This window comes from Tessaracoccus bendigoensis DSM 12906 (assembly GCF_900141915.1).
Classification (GTDB): domain Bacteria; phylum Actinomycetota; class Actinomycetes; order Propionibacteriales; family Propionibacteriaceae; genus Arachnia; species Arachnia bendigoensis.
In genome coordinates, this window is the sequence record NZ_FQZG01000030.1 from 22,276 (window position 1) to 43,502 (window position 21,227).

At 67.3% G+C, this 21,227-nt stretch carries 15 protein-coding genes and 1 tRNA gene; 2 read left to right on the plus strand and 14 right to left on the minus strand.

Features of this window, described 5'->3' with window-relative positions; translation table 11 throughout:
- Positions 1–98: 98 nt before the first annotated feature.
- The 14 genes from BUC15_RS09445 to BUC15_RS09505 form a co-directional block, all read right to left on the minus strand.
- Positions 99–171: transfer RNA gene (locus BUC15_RS09445), tRNA-Thr, on the minus strand.
- 114 nt (positions 172–285) lie between these two features.
- Positions 286–1,941, minus strand: a complete 1,656-nt coding sequence (locus tag BUC15_RS09450; protein WP_073187487.1) for an alpha/beta fold hydrolase — start codon at positions 1,939–1,941, stop codon at positions 286–288.
- Positions 1,934–2,770: a PSP1 domain-containing protein gene (locus BUC15_RS09455; RefSeq protein WP_073187489.1), complete on the minus strand. Its 837-nt coding sequence runs from the start codon at positions 2,768–2,770 to the stop codon at positions 1,934–1,936. The genes BUC15_RS09450 and BUC15_RS09455 overlap by 8 nt, the downstream gene beginning before the upstream one ends.
- Before the next feature lie 81 nt (positions 2,771–2,851).
- The gene (locus BUC15_RS09460) at positions 2,852–4,042 is read right to left on the minus strand and encodes a DoxX family protein (RefSeq protein ID WP_073187492.1); all 1,191 of its coding nucleotides are present in this window, start codon (positions 4,040–4,042) and stop codon (positions 2,852–2,854) included.
- Between the two features lie 80 nt (positions 4,043–4,122).
- On the minus strand, positions 4,123–5,271 hold the full coding sequence (locus BUC15_RS09465; RefSeq protein ID WP_073187494.1) for a DNA polymerase III subunit delta': 1,149 nt from the start codon (positions 5,269–5,271) through the stop codon (positions 4,123–4,125).
- Positions 5,272–5,286: 15 nt separating this feature from the next.
- Entirely contained in the window at positions 5,287–5,997 is a 711-nt protein-coding gene (locus BUC15_RS09470; protein ID WP_073187496.1) for a sulfite exporter TauE/SafE family protein, read from the minus strand.
- The gene (locus tag BUC15_RS21230; RefSeq protein WP_425443348.1) at positions 5,967–6,161 is read right to left on the minus strand and encodes a putative leader peptide; all 195 of its coding nucleotides are present in this window, start codon (positions 6,159–6,161) and stop codon (positions 5,967–5,969) included. Before BUC15_RS21230 ends, BUC15_RS09470 begins: the two co-directional genes overlap by 31 nt.
- Before the next feature lie 206 nt (positions 6,162–6,367).
- The gene (gene tmk / locus BUC15_RS09475; protein ID WP_073187498.1) at positions 6,368–6,979 is read right to left on the minus strand and encodes a dTMP kinase; all 612 of its coding nucleotides are present in this window, start codon (positions 6,977–6,979) and stop codon (positions 6,368–6,370) included.
- Positions 6,979–8,370, minus strand: a complete 1,392-nt coding sequence (locus BUC15_RS09480) for a hypothetical protein (protein ID WP_073187500.1) — start codon at positions 8,368–8,370, stop codon at positions 6,979–6,981. The genes tmk and BUC15_RS09480 overlap by 1 nt, the downstream gene beginning before the upstream one ends.
- A gap of 4 nt (positions 8,371–8,374) precedes the next feature.
- Positions 8,375–11,038 (minus strand): type I DNA topoisomerase, encoded by a 2,664-nt coding sequence (topA, locus tag BUC15_RS09485; protein WP_139280188.1) that lies wholly within the window; start codon positions 11,036–11,038, stop codon positions 8,375–8,377.
- Positions 11,039–11,153: 115 nt separating this feature from the next.
- A complete protein-coding gene (locus BUC15_RS09490; RefSeq protein ID WP_245787937.1) occupies positions 11,154–12,659 on the minus strand; it encodes a DUF7059 domain-containing protein in 1,506 nt (501 codons plus the stop codon).
- 54 nt (positions 12,660–12,713) lie between these two features.
- Positions 12,714–14,654 carry an acyl-CoA dehydrogenase family protein gene (locus tag BUC15_RS09495; RefSeq protein WP_073187504.1) on the minus strand — a complete coding sequence of 647 codons (1,941 nt, stop codon included), beginning with the start codon at positions 14,652–14,654 and terminating at the stop codon, positions 12,714–12,716.
- A gap of 84 nt (positions 14,655–14,738) precedes the next feature.
- A complete protein-coding gene (mgrA, locus tag BUC15_RS09500) occupies positions 14,739–15,788 on the minus strand; it encodes an L-glyceraldehyde 3-phosphate reductase (RefSeq protein ID WP_073187507.1) in 1,050 nt (349 codons plus the stop codon).
- A gap of 56 nt (positions 15,789–15,844) precedes the next feature.
- Complete coding sequence (locus tag BUC15_RS09505; protein ID WP_073187509.1) at positions 15,845–16,471, minus strand: TetR/AcrR family transcriptional regulator; 627 nt, start codon at positions 16,469–16,471, stop codon at positions 15,845–15,847.
- A 109-nt stretch (positions 16,472–16,580) separates the two neighbouring features.
- Between BUC15_RS09505 and BUC15_RS09510 the strand changes: the two genes are divergently transcribed.
- Positions 16,581–18,890: a glycoside hydrolase family 3 C-terminal domain-containing protein gene (locus tag BUC15_RS09510; protein ID WP_073187512.1), complete on the plus strand. Its 2,310-nt coding sequence runs from the start codon at positions 16,581–16,583 to the stop codon at positions 18,888–18,890.
- Between the two features lie 116 nt (positions 18,891–19,006).
- Positions 19,007–21,061: a beta-galactosidase gene (locus BUC15_RS09515; protein ID WP_073187514.1), complete on the plus strand. Its 2,055-nt coding sequence runs from the start codon at positions 19,007–19,009 to the stop codon at positions 21,059–21,061.
- Positions 21,062–21,227: the final 166 nt, after the last annotated feature.

The following is a 21,227-nucleotide window of genomic DNA, read 5'->3' on the forward strand; positions in this document are numbered from 1 at the left end:
GTGCCCCCTCCGGCCTCCGACGGCCTGGCTTAACGCCGGCCCCCAGACAAGTAGAAAGCGGGGCGGATCCCAGGTATCAGGATCCGCCCCGCTGGCCGAGCCGCCCACGGGAATCGAACCCGTGACCTACGCTTTACGAGAGCGTCGCTCTACCGACTGAGCTAGGGCGGCAGCAGGACGGAACTATACCGAACACATCGGCACTTTGACGAACCGGCCGGGGAACCCGGCAACATCGCGAGGCCTCACGGCAACTCCGCACCGTCCGATCCGCACCCCACCGCATCAGCTACAGGTTTTTCCGTCCTCCGGCACCTCGCCCTGCAGCAGGAACCCGTCGACGGCGTCGGCGATGCACTCGTTGTCGCCTGAGACGGCGCCGTGCCCGGCCCCTTCCAGGGTCAGGAGAGTCCCCGACTCGAGTTGTGCCGCCATTGAAACGGCCTGCTCGTAAGGGGTGGCCGAATCGCCTGTGGTGCCGACCACGAGAATCGGCGGCGCCCCTTCAGCGGTGAGCTTGAGTTGCGGGGCGGAGCCGCTGGTCCAAAGCTGGCAGTTGTAGCTGGTGCCCATCTGCGGGGCCAGCACCGGGGCCAGCTCAAAGGTGTCTCTCCAGTCCTGAAGGACCGGGGCCACCCCGTCGTCGACCGCGTCGGAGCATGCCATCGCGGGGAACGCGAAGGCGATGGTCTCGTAGCCGTTCTCGTAGCGGCCGTTCATGGAGTCGGCGGCTGCCAGGAGGCCCGACCCCCGCCCCTGCATGGCCTCATCGAGAACGTAGGAGAGGGTTCTGTAGGCCTGTTCATCTGAGTAGAGGAACAGCGCCAGGCCGGTCGCCGCGAGGGTCTGGGTTAGCGTGCGGTCCCCCAGCTCGATGGGGCTCTCGTCCAGGCCGTCGAGGAAGGTTGTGACGTCGTCGTCGATCTGGGCGCGGGAGTCGCCGAGTTCACATAGGTCGGACCCTTCGCACCACCCGACGAAGTTGTTCCACGCGAGTTCGAAGCCCTTGACCTGCGGGATCTCGTCCTCACCGGTGATATCGACGGCGGCGTCGAGCACCAGCCGCCCCACCGAGTTCGGGAACAGTTGCGCATAGGTGGCACCGACATAGGTGCCGTAGGAGACGCCGACGTAGTTGAGCTTGTCGGCGCCGAGCAGGTGACGGATCAGGTCGAGGTCGCGCACGACGTCGATCGTGGTGATGTGATCAAGGAGTTGCCCGGAGCCGTCCCGGCACTGCTGCGCGAACTCCCGCGCCCCCTGTTGAAGGGCTTCGTCCTCGGCCTCGTCGTCGGGGCTGCCGTCCAGCTCCATCAGCGCGTCGGTCTGCTGCATGCTCCCGCACACCACATGGGTGGACTGGCCGGTACCGCGTGGATCCCACCCGACCACGTCGTAGTTTGCCCATCGGCCGGCCATCGCCTCGGCGAAATCCTGACCTCCGAAACCGGGGCCACCCGGGTTGACGAACAGCGGGCCGTTGGAGGAATCGCCGCTGGGGATGCGACGCACGGCGATCTCGATGGCCTCGCCTGAAGGTTCTTCCCAATCGAGGGGCACGGTGACCATGGCGCACTGCGAGACCTCGGAGTCGTCGCACAGTTTCCAGTCGACCACCTGGTTGGCGTATGCCTGATGGTCGCCGAGCGATTCCAGGAACTCCACCCGAATTGTGCCGGCTGCCTGGTAGTCCAGCTGTCGGTCGGCATTGCGACCGCTCACTAGGGGAAACGTCTCGTACTGGGCGATCGGCTTCTCGGGAATGCCTGGGATGCGCTCGCCGTCCGCGAGCGGCTCGGGGGTCTGGGGGCCGACGGTGGTCGGCGAGGCCGCCACGTCACGACTCTGCCCCTGGAACAAGTTACCCATGAAAAGGACCAGCACCAAGGCTAGTGCGACCGTCGCGAGGATGGCCTGGGTGACCCGAACCGACCTACTCATGCGTCTCCTTGGCTTCTCGTGCCCTGCGCCTCGAACATACCGACTCCAGCGGACAACTCAAGACCTGCCCGGAGGTCGTCCTCACCTGCACCTCCTCCGCTGGCACGCGATGGCCGATCACTCGGCAGTCCTCACCATCCACGACGGCATACTCGCCCACCGCGGGAGCCCGTTTGAGGAAGTCCTCATATAGCGGGTGCTCGTATCGGAGGCAGCACATCAGCTTGCCGCAGGCCCCGGCGATCTGCAGGGGGTTCGACGGCATCGACTGCAGCTTCGCCAGGCGCATGGAGACGGGCTCGAAGTTGGTCAGGAAGGTCGCACAGCACAGCTCTCTTCCGCACGACCCGATGCCGCCGAGCAGCCGGGCCGCGTCCCTTGCGCCGACCTGGCGCAGGTCGATCCGCGAGTTGAGGGCCCGCGCGAGATCGCTGAGGAGGGCCCTGAAGTCGACGCGGTGGGGCGCCGTGAAGTAGATGGCAACCACATGACCGAACTCCGCGGACCGGTCAAGGGAATCGACTCCCACGATCTTCATCGGGAGCTCATGCTGGCGGACGAGGTCGCGCGCCACCTGCCCGGCCCGGAATCGAAGTTCCCTGTTCTGGGCGTCGCGCTCCAGGTCCGCCGGCGTCGCGGGCCCCGCGCACAGCGGCAAGCCATCGAACCCGTCGGTGGACTCCTCGGGCGCCCACACACACTGCGCGACCTCGTCGCCGTCGGCGGTCGGATAGAGGACCCAGTCGCCCACGTGGTACTCGCGCTCCCCTGGGTCTAGATAGTGCAGTTGGCCGTACCGCTCGAAAGTGACTGCCATCACCCGTGCCATGCCGCAAAGCCTAGTGGTCTGTCGCACCTGAAGGTGCGACGGGCCACTTGTGTCCCGAACGGGCCGCTGACGACGCAGTCGTCAGGACTGCTTGGCCAGATTGGCTTCCCAACGCGCCTTGGAGATGGAGGCGTCGATCCCCGCCTTGCCTCCACCGATGGAGAGGAACAGGATGCCGATCGCAGTCAGGATCAGGTCCTTGTCGCCGATGAAGCCCTCCGTACCCTCCACAAAGATGGGGAACGGTCCCCACCGCAGGAACACCAACGCGCAGACGCCTAGCGCTGCTAGCAGGAAACCGGCCGCCCTGACCCCGAGCCCGAGGATGAGCATGGCAGCCAGCACGGCAAGCGTGATCCCCAGCCCCCAGGCGATCTCACGTGGATCCGGGAGCACCGTGGCGCTGAGATAGTCGGCGGTTCCATCGATCGCCGAGAGCACCTGCACGGCGGCAACGACGAGGATCCCGGCTGTCACGAGGCGCAGGATCAGGAGCCCGAAGCTGCCGAACCCGCCGACCCCCGGCCTCGGCCGAGGCGGCTCGCGCCAAGCATTGGCGTCCGACGTGGCTACCATGCCCAACCGCTGGTCGCGGGCCTCCTTCTCCAATCGGAGTTGCTCAGCCAGCCGCGCCTCCTCGGCCACCTCGGCGGCCAGGGCACCTTCGGTGTCGATCACCTGGGTCTGGTCGGCGTCCTCACGGTAGAGGTCGGCCATCGCAGTCGTCGCGGCCATGTCGTCAGCCGGACTCGAGGTTGAAGCGACCGCTTCCCCTCCATCGCCGTCTTCCGCTGGGCGCCCGAAGGTCTCGACCTCGCGAGGTCGCGGGCGGGTGGCGGTCAGCTCGGACGACGCGACCTCATCCGAGGCGGGCTCGACGGCGTCAAGGAACGATTCGGTGGCCTCGTCCTCGGCTTCCGCTGCTTCGGGGAGTGCTGCCTCGACACCCTCGACCAATTGCCCCTCCCCGGGCTCAGGCACAGCGGCCTCGACCGGCTGCTCCTCACCTGGATCTGACACAACCTCGACGTCCTCGGAGGCGACGGGATCATACCCTGCGGCACCCGCCGAACCCCCCTCTGCCAGGCCATCAGGTGCGTCGGCTTCTGCAACGTCATCGTGGTCCGGAGTCGCCGGAACAGGTTTACGCTGCTCTGCCGAGTTGTCATCCCACTCGGCCGGCGGGACGGGGACACCGTAGTCGTCCTGAACCATGGCCCATTCATCGGCTTCACGGGGTGTGCCTTCTTGGACCCACTCGTTGTTGGACATTTTTGAAAATCCCCTATCGCTGGGCAGACCTGCGCCCAATTCTGGCACCGCCACCGGTCGGTTCCGGATGGGACACGCCGTCAGGGGCGGCCTGCGAGCGAGAGCGAAATGAGTAGAGCCTCCAGCGCTAGCAACGGCGCGACGTTGCCCTCCAGGGCGGTGCGCGCCTTCAGGATCGCGTCAAGCGCGTGAACCGTCTGCTCGGGGCTGGTCTTGCCCGCGAGGGGGCCGATCTCGTCTGCCAAGTCGGCGTTGACGAGTTCGATCCCAGGCGCCGTCTGGGTTGCCAACACGTCGCGGTAGTATCCGGTCAGTTCCGTCAGGACGCGATCGAGAGCATCGCGTTGGAGCCTCTTCGTGCGAGCCTTCTGCTGTTCCTCAAGCTCCCGGATCGCGGCCTGGGCATTGCGTGGCTTGGCTCCCCGCACCCCGACCCCCAACGCGGCCTGCAGTGCGGCCAACTCTCTGGCGTCGGCCTCCGCGGTGCTCTGCGTAGCTTCCAAGGCCGACGATTCAACCAGATTCTGCGCGGCATTGAGACAGGCGGTCACCGAGGTCAGCCTGCCGGGCAGCGCAAGGATCTCGCGGCGGCGGATCCTCGCATCTTCGTTCCTGGCGAGCATCCGGGCCCGACCGACGTGCCCCTGTGCCACGCGCGCGGCGTGCGCCGCAAGAGCGGGTTGAATGCCGTCACGTCTTTCCAGCAGAGCCGCCACGGCCTCGTTACCGGGCGTCACCAGGCTGATCACACGGCTGCGCGAGCGGATTGTGATGATGACGTCGTCAGGGCTCGGGGCGCACAGGAGCCAGACCGTGCGGGGGGCGGGTTCTTCGAGCCCCTTGAGGAGCGCGTCGGCCCCTCGTTCCGTGATCCTGTCCGCGTCCTCGATGACGACGATCTGGTAGCGGCCCTTCACGGGTGAGACGTTGGCCCTCCCGACCAGTTCCCGGACCTCGTCGACGCCGATGGAGAGTTGCTCGGTACGCAGCAGGGTGACATCGGGGTGCGCGCCCGACGCGGTGGTGCGGCAGTCCTCACAGTCGCCACAGCCGCCTCGCTTGCACTGCAACGCGGCCGCGAAGGCCTTGGCGGCGTTGGACCGCCCGGAACCGGGCGGCCCAACGAAGAGCCAGGCATGGGTCATGGCGTGACGCTTTCCCTCGAGAGCCCTGCGAAGGACCGCGACGGCGCGTTCCTGGCCGATCAGTTCGGAGAAGACGTCACCCATGGGGACATCCTGCCATCACGATGCGACAGGCTCATCCTCCTGGACCGCGACGACCGCCTGCGTCCGTGCCGCCAGGTGGCTCCGCACCGACCACGCGATCGCGGCCGCCATCCACCACACCACGCCCTGGCCGCCGAGCCCGATGAAGAACCCGATGCTGGCTGCGATGGCGACGAGGAACTCGCTGGCGTCGATGGTGCCGATCACCTTACGCGGCTCCATCCGGCCGCTCGCCAGGAGCGCGGGCGTGCCGACCGGCCCCCAACCTCCTCCGCCCGTCGCATCGACGAAACCTGCGAACAGCCCAAGAGGCGCCAGGAACCTGGTCGGCAGGTGACGGCCGAGGCTGCGGGTGGAGATCCCGAAGAAGGTGAACCGGATCAGGACGTAGGCGCCCAGGATCAGCAGCAGCACGGCCATCACCGGGGCCGCCGTCTCGGTGCTGAGGTTGGAGAGAAGCGTCGCGCCGAGGAACGCGCCGATCGCACCCGGGATTCCGATCCGGGAGACCACTTTCCAGTCGACATTTCCGAAGCGGTGGTGTGAGACGCCTGAGGCGAGGGTGGTGCCGATCTCGGCGAGATGGACCGTTGCCGACGCCATCGCCGGGTTCGAACCGATCATCAGAAGCAAGGTGGTGGAGGTGACCCCGTAGGCCATTCCGAGTGAGCCGTCGACGAGTTGGGCGGCAAGGCCTACGAGGGCCAGCAGTACAAAGTTGCGCATGAGTTGTCCTTCTGTCTGGATTGGTTGACTGAATCGGTCAACCCCTGACACAAGGCACTCGCGACACGCTGAAAGTCGACCGCGCGGCGCGCCGTCAACTGGAACCGGTGTCGTTCACTCATGGGACGCAAGTCAACCAGCCGTGGCGGTGTGCAACCACCCATCGCACCAAACTGGCGGCTGGATTTCGCCGTCCGCAGAACATCGACGCCGCGCGCGGGCCCCCACGCAACCTCCGCGTTACCAGCAAAAAGACGCGTTACCAGCGAAATCACCCGTCACCAGCGATATACGGCAGGTGTCGGGGGATAACGCTGGTAACTGGGCAGAATCGCTGGTATCCGCCGAACAACGCTGGTGACGGCGACCGTTACGGGAGCAGCGGTTCGACCCGGTCACGGATGGCTGCAGCGATCGACTCACGGCTGCCGCGCGCATTCAGTACGAGAAAGTGGGCTGGGTCGGACTGCGCCTGCTCAAGGAAGAAACTCCGCGCACGGTGGTGGAGGTCCAACCCGGCCTGCTCAAGCCGGTCCTTATCCTCGATGGCCGCCACGGCCGCGTCAGGGTCCGCGTCCAGCAGGACCGTGAGGTCGGGCCTCAGCCCACCGACGGCCCACCACCCGAGGAACGCGATGTCGTTCATCGCGAGCTCCCTCCCAGCTCCCTGGTAGGCGATCATGGACAAGACATACCGGTCAGAGACGACCACCTCGCCGCGGGCCAGCGCCGGGGCGATCAACTCGTGGACGTGTTGCGCCTTGTCAGCGGCGTACATCATGGCCTCGGCACGAGGTGACACGTCCCCGTAGGAGGGGTCGAGCACCAGCCGCCGCAGTTCCGCCCCGATCGGGGTGCCCCCAGGTTGCCTGGTGCTGAGATGCCGTACGCCTCGTCCGTCGAGCCAGTCCGAAAGCAGCGCGACCTGCGTGCTCTTGCCGACGGAGTCACCGCCTTCGAACACCACGAACAGGCCAGGCATCAGCCGCGCTCCCGCTTCTTCTCGGCTTTGGCCAGCCCCTTCCTTGCGGCCCGGACCCTGTCTGGCCATCGCTCGATGAAGGCCACGCGATTCTCCCGCACCCCGAAGCGGCGCCGCTCGATATCGACGCCCAACTGGTAAGCCTGGGCGCTGGACAGCCCGTCGAGGTCCGGATCGGCATCGAGGGCACCTTCGGTCGTGGCTCGGAGATCGACCAGCAGATCCCCGAGTTGGTCGGTCAGTTTGCTCATCACGCCTGGAAACAGCGGTGATGCGACTCCGGCCGCCACATCGAGCTGTTCGGCGGCGCGAAGCGCCGCGAACCACCTGTCATCCGGCGAGGTGACCTCAAGGGCCCGGCACCGGTCGGCGAGGATCAGGGTCGCCTGCTCCGCCCGCTCGAACAACACCTGGACCGCCGGGCGCCGGGACAGGTCCCCCAGCTGGGGCGCCCGTACGGTGCCGACAAGGGCGTCGAGGACGTCGAGGACGGGGGCCTCGACATCTGAGGACGTGGCAAAGGGCAGTTCAGCGAGGCGTTGTTCAAGGGAAGTCCGCCAGCGGGGTTCAAGCACGGGGGCGAGACCGCGCAGGTCCCTCGCGAAGCTCCAGAGCGACTCGTTCAGTTCCCTCAGTTCCTCCGGATCGCCGCCCCTGCGCCGCAGGTCGGCCAGGACGATGCGCTGAAGGTGGTGCGCGAAGACCTCGGTTGCGAACTCCTCAAGTGTGAAGTCCATCCTGAGCGGTTCGGGCAGCGGGAAGTTGGTCAGGCCGGTCGCCGGTGCCCCGAGGCGCTGTTGCAGGGTCGGGAAGCGGTCGACAACGGTGGCGTTGACGGCGAGCGCCGAGCTCAGCAGGAACTCTCGTTGCTGGCCGGTGAGCGTCCCGGTCGGTGTGATGGTGATCTCGCGGTAGCGCGCGGTGATGATGCCGCTGCGCCGGATGGTGACCTTCTCGTCCTTGACGTCTGCGGCGACCTCACCCGCAGCGTCACGGAGGGCCCATCCGTCTCTCTCTACGTGCAGGCCGGCGATCGGGCCGAGCACCCCGCGACGAATGAGTGGACGCAGCAGTTGCGCGAACGCGTCCGGGAAGTCTGCTTTGGCGCCCAGCGGCTCGGTACGCTCCTCTGGCAGCGCGGGCGACCAGCGGGGAGCCGAAAGGAACCACTCGCCCACCCCACCGGTGATCCGATGGGCCAGGATCACCCCGTCGCGCAGCAGCCTGCCGTCTGCCACGTCGAGGATCGTCGCCTCCACCGTCAGGCTCACCGCAGGCCTACGCATCACCCGCGGCAGGCCCACCGCGTCCGACGTCAGCTGCGGGGGTTCGCAACTGTATGGCATCTCAAGCCTGAGAACCCCGGACCGCTTCCGCTTCTTCTTCCCCATCAGCTCAGCTGCTCTTCTTCGCCGCCGTCGTTCTGGTGCCGGTCGCCTTCTTCGCAGCCGGCTTGCGCGTGGTCTTCCGTTTGGGAGCCGGGCCCTTCGCGCGCTTCTCCGCGATCAGCTCAAAGGCCCGCTCCGCGGTGATGTCCTCTGGTGAATCGTCCCGGCGAAGCGTCGCGTTGGTCTCGCCGTCGGTGACGTAGGGGCCGAAGCGTCCGGACTTTAGGACGACCGGCTTCTCCGAGACCGGATCGTTGCCGAACTCCTTCAAAGGAGCCGCCGCCGCGGCCCTCCCACGGGTCTTCGGTTGCGCGTAGATGGCCAGCGCCTCATCGAGGCTGATGTCGAAGATCTGGTCCTCGCTCGTCAGCGACCGGGAGTCGGTACCGCGCTTCAGGTAAGGCCCGTAGCGGCCGTTCTGCGCCGTGATCTCGTTGCCCTCGGGGTCCTTGCCGACGATGCGGGGCAGGCCCATCAGCTTGAGCGCAGTCGGCAGGTCGACGCTGTCGACCGACATCGACTTGAACAACGATCCCGTGCGGGCCTTGGCCGACTTCGGCGCATCCTCGGGCAGCACCTCCGTCACATACGGCCCGAAGCGGCCGTTCTTGGCGACGATCATGTTTCCGGACGCCTCGTCGACACCCAACTCACGCTCCTCGTCCAGCGGCCTGCTCAGCAGGTCGGCCACCAGTTCGGGAGTCAACTCATCTGGCGCGGTGTCTTCCGGCACATTCGCACGGCGACCGTCAGCGGCCTCAAGATAGGTGCCGTAGCGACCGACCCGGACGTCGACTCCGGTGTCACCGAGCGGGAACGTCGAGAGGGCCTTGGCGTCGATGTCGCCAAGTTCCGTCACCAGCGCCTCCAGCCCCTGATGGGCCTCGCCCTCTGGGCCGCGGTAGAAGTCCGTCAGCACCTTGAGCCGTTGGGCGCGACCGGCCGCGATCTCGTCGAGCTGATCCTCGAGTTGCGCGGTGAAGTCGTAGTCGACGAGTTCGCTGAAGTGCTCCTCGAGCAGGCGTGTGACGGCGAACGCCAACCACGTCGGCACGAGCGCCGAGCCCTTCTTGAAGACGTAGTCGCGGGCGGTGATGGTCCGGATGATCGAGGCGTAGGTCGACGGGCGGCCGATCTCCAACTCCTCCAACTTCGCGACCAGGGACGGCTCGGTGTAACGGGCAGGAGGCCGGGTCTCGTGACCGGCGGCAGCCGCCTTGGCGACGTCCAACTCCTGGCCCTCGGCCAGGATGGGCAGGCGCGACTGGGCGTCGTCGGTGGCGGAGTCGTCGTCGTTGCCCTGAACATAAGCCTTCAGGAACCCGGGGAAGGTGATGGTGCGGCCCGAGGCGACGAGCCCCGCCGACTCGACATCCCCCAACGCCTCCGCGGGCAGCGCGGCATTGATCCTGATGGTGACGGACTCGCCGCGGGCGTCGGCCATCTGCGACGCGAGGGTCCGTCGCCAGATCAGCTGATACAGCCGGAAGGCGTCGCCGACGAGGCCCGTCTCGTCTGGGTGCTGGAACTGGTCACCCGATGGCCTGATCGCCTCGTGTGCCTCCTGGGCGCTCTTGACCTTGGAGGTGTAGACGCGCGGCTTCTCGGGCAGGAAGCGCTCCCCGAACAGCTCGCGGACCTGGTTGCGGGCCGCGGTGATCGCCTGCCCCGACAGCGAGACCGAATCGGTTCGCATATAGGTGATGAAGCCCTTTTCGTAGAGTTCCTGCGCCACCGACATCGCGCGTTGCGCGGAGAATCCCAGCTTGCGGCCGGCTTCCTGCTGCATCGTTGTCGTACGGAAGGGCTCGTAGGGACGCCTGGTGTAAGGCTTCGACTCGACCGAGGCCACCGAAACCGCGGCCTGTGGCAACTGTGCCGCAAGGGCTGCCGCCGTGGCCTCGTCGAGCACCACGGCGTCGACCGCCGTCAACTGGCCGGAGGAATCGAAGTCCCGCCCCTGGGCGATCTTCGCTTCACCGAGCGTGACGAGCCGGGCGGGGAAGTTACGGGGATCGCAGTCTGCACCCGCGTCCAGGACGATGTCGAGATCCCAGTAGGAGGCGGGCACGAACGCGATTCGCTCACGCTCCCGGTCGACGACGAGCCTTGTCGCCACGGATTGGACCCGCCCGGCCGACAGCCTCGGCATGACCTTCTTCCACAGCACCGGCGACACCTCGTAGCCGTACAACCGGTCGAGGATGCGGCGGGTCTCCTGCGCGTCGACAAGGTCGACGTCGAGGTCACGCGGATGCTCGACGGCCTCGAGGATCGCAGGCTTGGTGATCTCGTGGAACACCATGCGCTTGACGGGCACGTTCGGCTTCAGTTCCTGCAGCAGGTGCCACGCGATGGCCTCACCTTCGCGGTCACCATCGGTGGCCAGCAGCAGTTCGTCGACACCGGCGAGTTTGGTCTTCAGGTCCCTGATGGTCGCCTTCTTCTCGGCGGAGACCACATAGATGGGTTGGAAATCGTCGTCGACGTTGACACCGGTGCGCGCCCACTTCTCACCCTTGTATTTCGCGGGCACCTCCGAGGCGGAGGTCGGCAGATCGCGCACGTGACCGCGGCTCGACTCGACGACGTAGTCACGCCCGAGGTAGCCCGCGATCTTGGTCGCCTTGGTCGGCGACTCGACGATCACGAGACGCTTGGATGCCATCAGTTCAGCCCTTCCACGATTGGAAACACTCCCGAACAATAGCCTGCGGAGTCAATGACTCCCACCCGGGCACCACCCAGAAGGGGCAGACCGGCCGTTCATTTGCGACGGTTTCCGATCAGATACGCAGCAGCTGGTCTGCCAGCGCATCTCTGAGAGCGGGCAGGACGCTTGCCGCAAGATCCGAGGCATCCAATTCGAGCACCTGCGCGACGGCGCCGATCACCTGGCCGACCGTGAGGTCGCCGTCGAGCGCTCCGAGGACGGCGGCCAGCGCGGTGTCGGCCTTCACGGCCCGCAGCAGTCCGACGCGCTGCCGGAACACGACGTGTTCGGGGTCCTCAGCCCCCGGCTGCCCGATGGTTTCCTGTTCGACGGCCACGAGGGCCGGGCGCGAGGCGAGCAGTTGCCCGATGGGCAGCAGCGACGCGTCGACCGCGGCCCGGTTTCGGGCGAAGACCTCCCCCACCGGTTGGGCGACCTGGTGCGGCCAACTCTCAAACCGCAGTACCGGCTCAGGGCGATCGGTGCGGGTGATCAGCACCCAGCCCATCCCGATCGCACGGATCCCCAACCGGTCGAAGTAGGCGAGCCACTCGTCGTAGGCGGGCCGCCACCGCCTGGTGCCTGCGAGCCCGGCATCGGTCAGCCACATCTCGATGTAGGCGAAGACGTCGAGCCGCTCACGCTCGATGAACCAGGCGTCGCAGCCTTGGGGCACCCAGCCCCGCAGCCGCTCCTCCCATGCGTCGTCGAGGATGGCCCAGTTGGTGAGCAGTTGGAGGCTGCCGCCCGGCGTCAGGTGGTCGCCACAGCCGCGGACGAGGGTCTCGACGAGCCGGTCGCCCTCGAAGTTCGCCTCGCGGTAGGTGAGGGTTTCGGCGTCCGCAGTGGGTGGGCTCATCACGAACGGAGGGTTGGAGACGATCAGGTCGAACCGTTCACCGGCCACCGGCTCGTAGAGGGAGCCCGCCCTGAGTTCGATGTCGACCCGGTTCAGTTCGGCGGTGAACCGGGCGAGGTCGAGGGCGCGGGCGTTGACGTCGGTGGCGACGACCCGGTCGGCGTGGCGCCTCAGGTGCAGTGATTGCACGCCACAACCGGTGCCGAGGTCGAGCGCGCTGCCGACCGTCGTGCGCATCGTGATCTGCGCCAGCGTCGTCGATGCCGGCGAGACGCCCAGCACGTAGTCGGGGCGGGTCGGTGTCATGTTGAGGTCGAGCCCGGGGGTCAGGTCGCTGACAACCCAACCGGAGGCATCGTCATCGGGCGAACCGTAGGGCCGGATGTCGACGGCGGCACGGAGCCCCCCGTCGACGTGGCTCAGGAACCCGGCGGACGTCAGGGCCGCGACGTCGACGGCTTCGGCAAGTTGGTCCACCGGCACGCACTGCTGGAGGAGGAAGACCCTGATGAGGGCGGCCAGCGGATCGGCGGCTTCGCCCAGTGCGACGTCGGCGGGCACCGTCATGTTCCGGCCGAGCCCGGCCTGGCCAAGGTCGCCGATCCGGTCGAGCACGGCGTCGACGGTGTAGTTGGCACGCAACAGGTCGGCGCGCAGGCGTGGGGCGTCCGTCACCGGGGAAGGACCTGAGCTGCGGGGCACGTCGGGATCTTCAGGCACGGGTCAATCCTACGGAACTGCCAGATCCGACGCGCGGGCGTCAGGTCGCGTCGCCTACACCTTCCGGAGACGGTGCAGGCGTCGCCGCACATCGGGGCGGGTCGACCGGCCGGGGACCCATTGGGCCACCCATGGCAGGCTATCCGGAATCGTCACGATGCCGTCCTCGATCTTCGGGTACCGGCCGTCGAGCACCGCCTTCGCCGTCCTCCTGTCGGAGATGTCGCTGTTTCTCCACAGCGCGGTGAAGAGCGCTTCTACCCGCACCCTCGCCTGTCGGCAGTAGGCGTCGGCCAATTCGATGCCCTCGACGCCCTCGCCTGCCTCGGCCTTCGCCCGCACACAGCAGGCGGACATCGCGAAAAGCTCCGCCCCGATGTCCACGGCCCGTCCAAGGAATGCTTGACGGCGCTCCAGTCGTCCCTGCCAACGGGCCATGCCTGCGAAGATCTGGCGTGCGAGGCGCCGGGAGGCCCGCTCGACCCAGCGCACGTGCGGGGCCAACCTGCCGAAATCGGCGTAGGCGCCCGGGACAAGACCCGACCCGACGGTGAGGGTGGGCAGCCACCTGGCGTAGAACCCACCGGCCCGGGCGGCGGCCTCCGCCTTCTTGGCCAGCGCGGCCTCCGGGTCGATGATGTCGCCCGCCACGTCGAGATGCACATCGACGGCCTCGCGTGCGATGAACAGATGCATGATCTCGGTCGATCCCTCGAAGATCCGCATGATGCGTACGTCGCGCAGCAGTTGCTCGGCCTCTGCCGGGCGTTCGCCGCGCGCCTCCTGCGAGTCTGCGGTCTCGTAGCCGCGACCACCGCGGATCTGGACCAGTTCATCGACGATCCGCCAGGCGTGCTCGGACCCGAAGAGCTTGGCGATCGCCGCTTCGATCCGGAAGTCGTTGCGCTGGTCGTCGGCGAGCATGCAGGCGAGGTCGAGCACCGACTCGATGGCGTAGGTGGTGGCCGCGATGTAGGCGATCTTGGTGGCGATCGCCTCATGGTCGCCGACCCTGCGCCCCCATTGGACCCGCTCGGCAGACCAGCCCCTTGCGACGTTGAGCGACCACTTCGAGGACGCCACGCACATCGCGGGAAGGGAGAGCCGACCGGTGTTGAGCGTAGCCAACGCGATCTTGAGCCCCCGACCCACTCCCAAGAGGACGTTTGCGGCAGGCACCCTCACGCCGTCGAACCTGATGACGGCGTTCTCGATGCCACGCAACCCCATGAACGCGTTGCGGTTCTCCACGGTGATCCCCGGCGAATCCGCCTCCACGACGAAGGCGGTGACCCCACCCCTCTCCGTGTCGGTGGCCGGCACCCTGGCCATCACCACGAACAGCGTCGCGATGGTGGCGTTGGTGCCCCAGAGCTTCACGCCGTCGAGGATGTAGTCGTCGCCGTCGGGGCTGGCCGAGGTGGCGATCCGGGCCGGATCCGAGCCGACGTCGGGCTCGGTCAGCAGGAATGCGGACACCTCATCACCCGCGACACGCGGCAGGAACCGTCGCTTCTGTTCCTCGGTGCCGAACATCTTCACCGGCTGCGGCACCCCGATCGACTGATGCGCGGAAAGCAGCGCGCCGATCGACGGGTTGGCGGAGGCCAGGAGGGTCAGCGCCTTGCAGTAGTAATAGTTGGAAAGCCCGAGCCCGCCATACTCGACCGGGATCTTCATCCCGAAGGCCCCGAGGTCGACCAGGTCGGTGAAGGTCTCGTCCGGGATTGCGGACTCCCGCTCGATGCGGCGCCCGTCGATCCGGTCGGCAACCGCCTTGGCACGGGCGAGGAATGCCTCGCCCCGCCCGCGTGCGTCGTCGTCCGGCGTAGGCCAGGGATCGATCAGGTCGAGGCGCAGTCGTCCGAGGAACAGTTCCTTACCGAAGCTGGGCTTTGCCCAGTCCTTCTCTCTGGCCTCTTCGGCCACCCGGCGTGCTTCCCGTACGCTTGCACCCCTCAACGGGGCAGGTTTCGTGGTCTGGGTCGCGCTCATCTGTGCCCTCCTGCACCGCGTCACTGACCCATTACATGATACCCCGCGTACCGGTATTCCCGAAGCGCTTCGGTATCCCGCCTGCTACTTCGTCGAGTCCGTGGCCCCTTGCCAGAGGTTGATCCCCGCCACCCCGCCGTGCCGGTCGATCTCGGCCAACTCTTCGGGCGTGAAAACCAGGTTCCCCAACGCTTCGAGGTTGTCATCGAGTTGCGCCACGGACGAGGTCCCCAGGACCACCGAGGTAACCGAGGCGGCCCCCTGGTCACGCAGCACCCAGGCGATCGCCATGTCGGCGAGGCTCTGGCCGCGCTGCTCAGCGATGTCATTGAGCGCCCGGAGATGCTCGATGTTGTCGTCGGAGAGCAACCCAGGGTCCAGCGATTTCCCTTGGGTGGCTCGTGACCCCTCGGGGATTCCGTCCAGGTAGCGGCCGGTGAGCATCCCCTGCGCCAAGGGCGAGAAGGCGATCACGCCCATGCCGTTGTCCGCGGCCGATTGCAGCAGCGCCGGTTCGTCGTCCTCGACCCATCGATTGAGGATCGAGTAGGACGGCTGGTGGATCACGAGCGGGGTGCCCAGCGACTTCGCGATCGTCTGGGCCTGCGCCGTGAGTTGGGCCGAGTATGACGAGATGCCGGCGTACAGGGCTTTGCCGGAGCGCACGGCCTGGTCGAGGGCGGCCATCGTCTCCTCAAGCGGTGTCTCCGGGTCAGGGCGGTGGTGGTAGAAGATGTCGACGTAGTCCAGGCCCATCCGCTTGAGTGAGTCGTCGAGCGAGCTCAGGAGATACTTTCGTGACCCACCGAAGCCGTAGGGCCCCGGCCACATGTCCCAACCCGCCTTGCTCGAGATCACCAGTTCGTTGCGGTAGGGCTGGAAGTCTTCTGCCAGGATCCGGCCGAAGTTGATCTCGGCGGCACCGTAGGGCGGGCCGTAGTTGTTCGCCAGGTCGAAGTGGGTCACGCCACGGTCGAACGCGCGGCGCATGATGTCGCGTTGCGTCTGGAATGGCTTGTCATCCCCGAAGTTGTGCCAGAAACCGAGGGAGATCGCGGGCAGTTTCAGCCCCGAGACCCCGAGTCGTCGGTACAGCATGGATTCATAGCGGTCTTCTGCGGCGACGTATGTCATGGACCCAACCCTATTGCCGTGCTCCGTCAACATCGGGCAAGCACGCGCTCTGCGCATCAGTCGAGCGTGAGGCTTTCCAGAAACGCCCGGAGGTCCCGCGCCATGTCGACCGGCGCACCCGTGTCGGACTCCAACGACTGGAGCCACTGGATCTGCAGGCCGTCCATGAGCGCGACGACGGCGCGTGCGGCCCAGGCGGGATCGACTCCCTGCCGCAACCGTCCGTCGTCGCGGAGCTTGTCGAACGCCTCCCGGGCCATGCGCACGCTCAGCTCGTAATGCCCTGCGAAGAACGCATGCGCCGGATGCCGGGGCGAGGTCGCCTCACCCGAGAGCGCCGCGTACAACTCGACGATCGCCCGGCGCTTCCCGTTCCGCTCGACGAGGCGCACCAGGGCCTCAAGGTAGCTGCGACCTTGGGCCTTGTCCTCCGCCATCGCCTCAAGGTCCACCGCGTCGCGGTGGGCGAGAACCGCCGCCAACAGAGCATCCTTGGTGGGGAAGTGGTGCAGCAGACCCGGGTGGGTGATCCCGGCGCGCGCGGCAATCTGCCTGAGCGAGGCCCCGTAGTAGCCCACCTCGCTGAACTCGACGATGGCAGCCTGGACGATCTCGTCGCGCCTCGCTCGCCCGGAGGCATAGCTGCCGCGCCTGTTCGAGACGGCTGCTGGCGTGTGAGGCATGGGAAGAGCCTACGCCAGTGCGTCATGGGGAGAGGTTCCAGCGGCGGAGGTCGCCAAACCCCTACCGCGTGGTAGCATTAGACTCCTTACAGCGACCTGAGGAGCAAAGATGCCCACACCCACCCCGTTGTTCTCCTTGACCGACGTCGACGCGACCCTCGCAGCGCTCACCCTCGAGGAGAAGGCATCCCTGCTGTCTGGGGAGAACTTCTGGACCACCAAGGCGGTCACCCGCGGCGCGGAGACGCTCGTGCCGAGCATCTGGATGACGGACGGCCCCCACGGGTTGCGCAAGCAGGACGGGGTCGGCGACCACCTCGGCCTCGGCGACTCCGTGCCTGCCACCTGTTTCCCGACGGCCGTCACCCTCGGCTCTACCTGGGACACCGAGCTGCTGCACGAGGTGGGGGCGGCGCTCGGCCGGGAGTCGCGGGCGCAGGGGGTCGGCGTCCTGCTCGGCCCCGGCGCCAACATCAAGCGCGACCCTCGCTGCGGGCGCAACTTCGAATACCTCTCCGAAGATCCCGTGCTGTCGGGTGACCTGGCAGCGGCGATCATCCGGGGCGTGCAGTCCGAGGGCGTCGGCACCTCGCTGAAGCACTTCGCCGCGAACAACCAGGAGACCGACCGCATGCGGATCAGCGCCGAGGTCGATGCCCGTACGCTGCGCGAGATCTACCTGGCCAGCTTCGAGCGCGCCATCGCGCAGGGCGACCCGTGGACGATCATGTGCGCCTACAACCGGGTCAATGGAGTCTACGCGTCACAGAATGAGTGGCTGTTGAGCACGGTCCTCCGGAAGGAATGGGGCTGGGACGGCCTCGTCGTCTCCGACTGGGGCGCGGTGCGCGACCGGGTCGCAGCAGTGGTCGCCGGGCTCGACCTCGAGATGCCCGCCGTCGAAGGGCGAACCGACGCCGAGATCGTGGCGGCCGTCAGAAACGGCGAGATCGACGAGTCGGTCGTCGACGCGGCCGTGCGCAACGTCCTCGTCCTCGTCGCCCGCACCGTCGAGGGGGCCGGAGCGGCCGGCACGACGCCCGTCGACCACCCAGCCCATCAGGCCCTCGCGCGACGCGCCGCCGCGGCCGGGGCCGTCCTGCTGCGAAACGTTCCCGTCACCGGCCCCGACGGTTCCGCCGCTCCCTTGCTGCCGCTGACCCTCGACAAGGATGTCGCCTTCATCGGCGAGTTCGCACGCACCCCCCGCTACCAGGGCGCCGGGTCCTCACAGGTCAACCCGACCCGGCTTCGCAGCGCACTGGAGGTCGCACAGGAACTGCTCGGCACCGCGGTCCCGTTCGCACCAGGGTTCGCGATCGAGGAGGGCCCGGCCACCACCGCCAGCGGCGCCGAACTGCTGGGCGAGGCCGTGACACTCGCCCAGTCGACCCGCACCGTGGTGCTGTATCTCGGGCTGCCTGCCGCGGTCGAGTCGGAGGGCTTCGACCGCACGTCCATCGACCTGCCGGCCGACCAGGTCACACTCCTCGAAGCCGTGGCCGCGGTGAATCCACGGGTCGTCGTGGTGCTTTCCAACGGGGCCGTGGTGACGACGAGCGGGTGGCAGAGTGCCGCGCCAGCCGTCGTCGAGACGTGGCTGAGCGGCCAGGAAGGCGCGGCCGGCGTCCTCGACGTGCTGACCGGCGCCGTCAACCCGTCGGGCAAGCTCGCCGAGACCATCCCCGTGAGACTGGAGGACGTGCCTTCCTTCGGTAGCTTCCCTGGCGGGCTCGGCAGCGTCCGCTACGCCGAGGGGCTGCTCGTCGGGTACCGCTGGTACGACACGCGACGCGCCCCGGTGGCCTACCCGTTCGGTTTCGGGCTCTCGTACACGACGTTCGAGATCGATCAGGTTGAGGCGACGGTGTCGAGCGGCACCGGCGGAGAGGCCGTCGAGGTGCGCGCCCGGGTCACCAACACGGGCCAGCGGGCAGGGGCAGAGGTTGTCCAGGTCTACGTGAGCGACTCTGACAGCGCAGTCGAACGACCCCAACAGGAGCTGAAGGCGCACGCGCGGGTCGAACTGGCGCCTGGCGAGTCCCGCGTCGTCTCATTCGAGCTCGGCCATCGGGACTTCGCGTTCTGGCACCCGATTCTGGAACGCTGGACGGTGGAAGGCGGCGAGTTCACGATCAATGTCGGCTCGTCATCCCGGGACATCGCCGCGCGGGTCCGGGTGTGCCTCGACGGCGACGACATCACACTGCCGGTGACCCTGGCCTCAACGGCCGCCGACCTCCGACGCCACCCGGTCGTCGGTGACGAGTTCACCCGGCTGCTCGGCACCGACCTCGGCCAGATGACCGCCATGGTCGACGACATGCCGCTCGAGTCGCTCATATCAATGCACCTGATCCCGATCACCCGCGAGGAAGGGTTCGAACTGGCCGAGCGCGCCAACGCCACCCGAGCCTGACGACCCAGACGGGCGGGGCGCCGTCGAAACAAGGCCCCGCCCTGTCCGGCAACATTTTGTCCAAGCCTGGCAGCGCAGCAAGGGCTCCACGCGACGACGAGTTAGGAAACGAAACGATGGACAAGCTGCTCTACGGCTCGGCCTACTACGCCGAGTACCTGCCATATGACCGTGTCGACACCGACATGGCGATGATGCATGCGGCCCACCACAACGTGGTGCGGATCGCCGAATCGACGTGGAGCACGCTGGAGCCGCAGCCGGGTGTGTTCGACTTCACGCAGGTCGACCGCGCGCTCGATGCGGCCGAGGCGGCAGGCATCTCGGTGATCGTCGGCACCCCGACCTATGCCGTCCCCGCCTGGCTCGTCGCGAGCCATCCCGACGTCCTGGCCGAGACCGCGTCCGGGCCGGGCCGCTACGGCGCCCGGCAGATCATGGACATCACCAACCCGGCCTACCTCTTCCATGCCGAACGCGTGATCCGGGAACTGCTCGGCCACACCGCCCGCCGGGGCGCCGTCATCGGGTTCCAGATCGACAACGAGACCAAGCACTACGGCGTCGCCTCCCTCGACGTACAGCGCGCATTCGTCAAACACCTGCGCACCCGCTTCGACGACGACCTTGTCGCCATGAACGCCGCGTTCGGGCTCGACTACTGGTCGAACCGGATCGACGCCTGGGAGGACTTCCCCGACGTGCGCGGCACGATCAACGGCTCGCTCGCCGGCGCCTTCGAGTCATTCCGACGAGGGCTGGTCGACGAGTTCCTTGGCTGGCAGGCCGGGATCGTGCGCGAATACGCGCGGGCGGACCAATTCATCACGCAGAACTTCGACTTCGACTGGGCCCCCGGTTGGTCGTATGGCCTGCAGCCGTCGGTGAACCACTTCACCGCCGCCCGCGCGGTCAGCCTTGCGGGCACCGACATCTACCACCCGACCCAGTCGAGCCTGACCGGCCGCGAGATCGCCTTCGGTGGCGACATGACGCGCTCCATCAAGGGCGGGGAGAACTATCTCGTGCTCGAAACCCAGGCGCAGGGCCAGATGGGTTGGCTGCCGTTCCCCGGCCAGCTTCGACTGCAGGCCTACAGCCACCTCGCCAGCGGGGCCCTCGGCGTCATGTACTGGCACTGGCATTCCATTCACAACTCGTTCGAAACCTATTGGAAGGGCCTGCTCAGCCACGACTTCGAACCGAACCCCACCTACCTGGAATCCGGTGTTGTCGGGGAGGAATGGGACAGGCATTGCGCCTCTTTGGTCGGGCTGCGCAAGACCAACCGGGTCGCGGTGATGGTGAGCAACGAGTCGCTGACCGCGTTGCAGTGGGCCACGATCGAGACCGGGTTCCCGAATGGAATCTTCGGGACTTCGATCAGCTACAACGACGTACTGCGCTGGGTCTACGACGCGCTGTTCGACCTGAACGTCGAGGTAGATTTCATCCCCGTCGACGCCACCGACCTGCATCGCTATTCCATGATCCTCACCCCCGCTCTCTACACCTCACCGGAGTCGATGCTCAACGGGCTCGCCGACTTCGTCCGGGACGGCGGGCACCTGGTCTCGACGTTCCGCCTGGGTGTGGCGGACGAGCACGTCAAGGTGTGGCACGACAAGGCGCCCCATGCGTTGACGACGACGTTCGGGATGACCTACAACCAGTTCACGAAGCCGGACGGCGCCCGACTGAAGCCGTGTGGGGCGCTCGGAAACGCCACCTCGATCGTGGACAGCGAGGCGCTGCACCTACTCGAACTGCTGCGGCCCGCCGAGGGCACCCAGGTGCTGGCGACCTACGACCACCCCGCCTGGGGCGATTACGCGGCGATCACCCGCAACGCCGTCGGGGAGGGCACCGCCACCTATCTCGGGACGATGACCTCCCCGGAAGCGCTGCGCGAAGTGCTCGAACTCACGTTGCGCGGGGCGGGCTTGTGGGGCTGGGCCCAAGACCTGTCGTCGTCCACACCGACGGTGCGGGTGCGTCGCGGCGTCAACGCCAGGGGCAATGAGGTCACGTACCTGCTCAACTACTCCGGCAGCCCGGTCTCGCTCCCCAGCCCGGTCGAAGGGGCCTCGGTGCTGAGTGGGGGCGAGTGGATCAGGACGGGCGGAGACCTGAGGATCGAGGCTTGGGACCTGGCCATCTTGGAGGGCTGATCCGCACCAATTGCCGGGCATCCGCCCCCTGCGACGGTTGAGCCGCCTCGCGCGTCGGTTGAGCCGCCTGGGTGTCGGTTGAGCCGCCTTGCGAGGAACGAGCAAGGCGTGACGAAACCACCCCGCGCCCGGTGCAGCAACCCGACCACAACATCTTGAGAGACTC

What these genes read in the sequence shown, in the direction of transcription:
- BUC15_RS09515 (WP_073187514.1), top strand. Translation starts at nt 19,007, where the DNA reads ATGGACAAGCTGCTCTACGGCTCGGCCTACTACGCCGAGTACCTGCCA.
- BUC15_RS09470 (WP_073187496.1), bottom strand. Translation starts at nt 5,997, where the DNA reads ATGCGCAACTTTGTACTGCTGGCCCTCGTAGGCCTTGCCGCCCAACTC.
- BUC15_RS21230 (WP_425443348.1), bottom strand. Translation starts at nt 6,161, where the DNA reads ATGGGTGGTTGCACACCGCCACGGCTGGTTGACTTGCGTCCCATGAGT.
- BUC15_RS09505 (WP_073187509.1), bottom strand. Translation starts at nt 16,471, where the DNA reads ATGCCTCACACGCCAGCAGCCGTCTCGAACAGGCGCGGCAGCTATGCC.
- BUC15_RS09480 (WP_073187500.1), bottom strand. Translation starts at nt 8,370, where the DNA reads ATGGGGAAGAAGAAGCGGAAGCGGTCCGGGGTTCTCAGGCTTGAGATG.
- BUC15_RS09465 (WP_073187494.1), bottom strand. Translation starts at nt 5,271, where the DNA reads ATGGGTGACGTCTTCTCCGAACTGATCGGCCAGGAACGCGCCGTCGCG.
- BUC15_RS09450 (WP_073187487.1), bottom strand. Translation starts at nt 1,941, where the DNA reads ATGAGTAGGTCGGTTCGGGTCACCCAGGCCATCCTCGCGACGGTCGCA.
- BUC15_RS09495 (WP_073187504.1), bottom strand. Translation starts at nt 14,654, where the DNA reads ATGAGCGCGACCCAGACCACGAAACCTGCCCCGTTGAGGGGTGCAAGC.
- BUC15_RS09460 (WP_073187492.1), bottom strand. Translation starts at nt 4,042, where the DNA reads ATGTCCAACAACGAGTGGGTCCAAGAAGGCACACCCCGTGAAGCCGAT.
- BUC15_RS09510 (WP_073187512.1), top strand. Translation starts at nt 16,581, where the DNA reads ATGCCCACACCCACCCCGTTGTTCTCCTTGACCGACGTCGACGCGACC.
- tmk (WP_073187498.1), bottom strand. Translation starts at nt 6,979, where the DNA reads ATGCCTGGCCTGTTCGTGGTGTTCGAAGGCGGTGACTCCGTCGGCAAG.
- BUC15_RS09455 (WP_073187489.1), bottom strand. Translation starts at nt 2,770, where the DNA reads ATGGCACGGGTGATGGCAGTCACTTTCGAGCGGTACGGCCAACTGCAC.
- mgrA (WP_073187507.1), bottom strand. Translation starts at nt 15,788, where the DNA reads ATGACATACGTCGCCGCAGAAGACCGCTATGAATCCATGCTGTACCGA.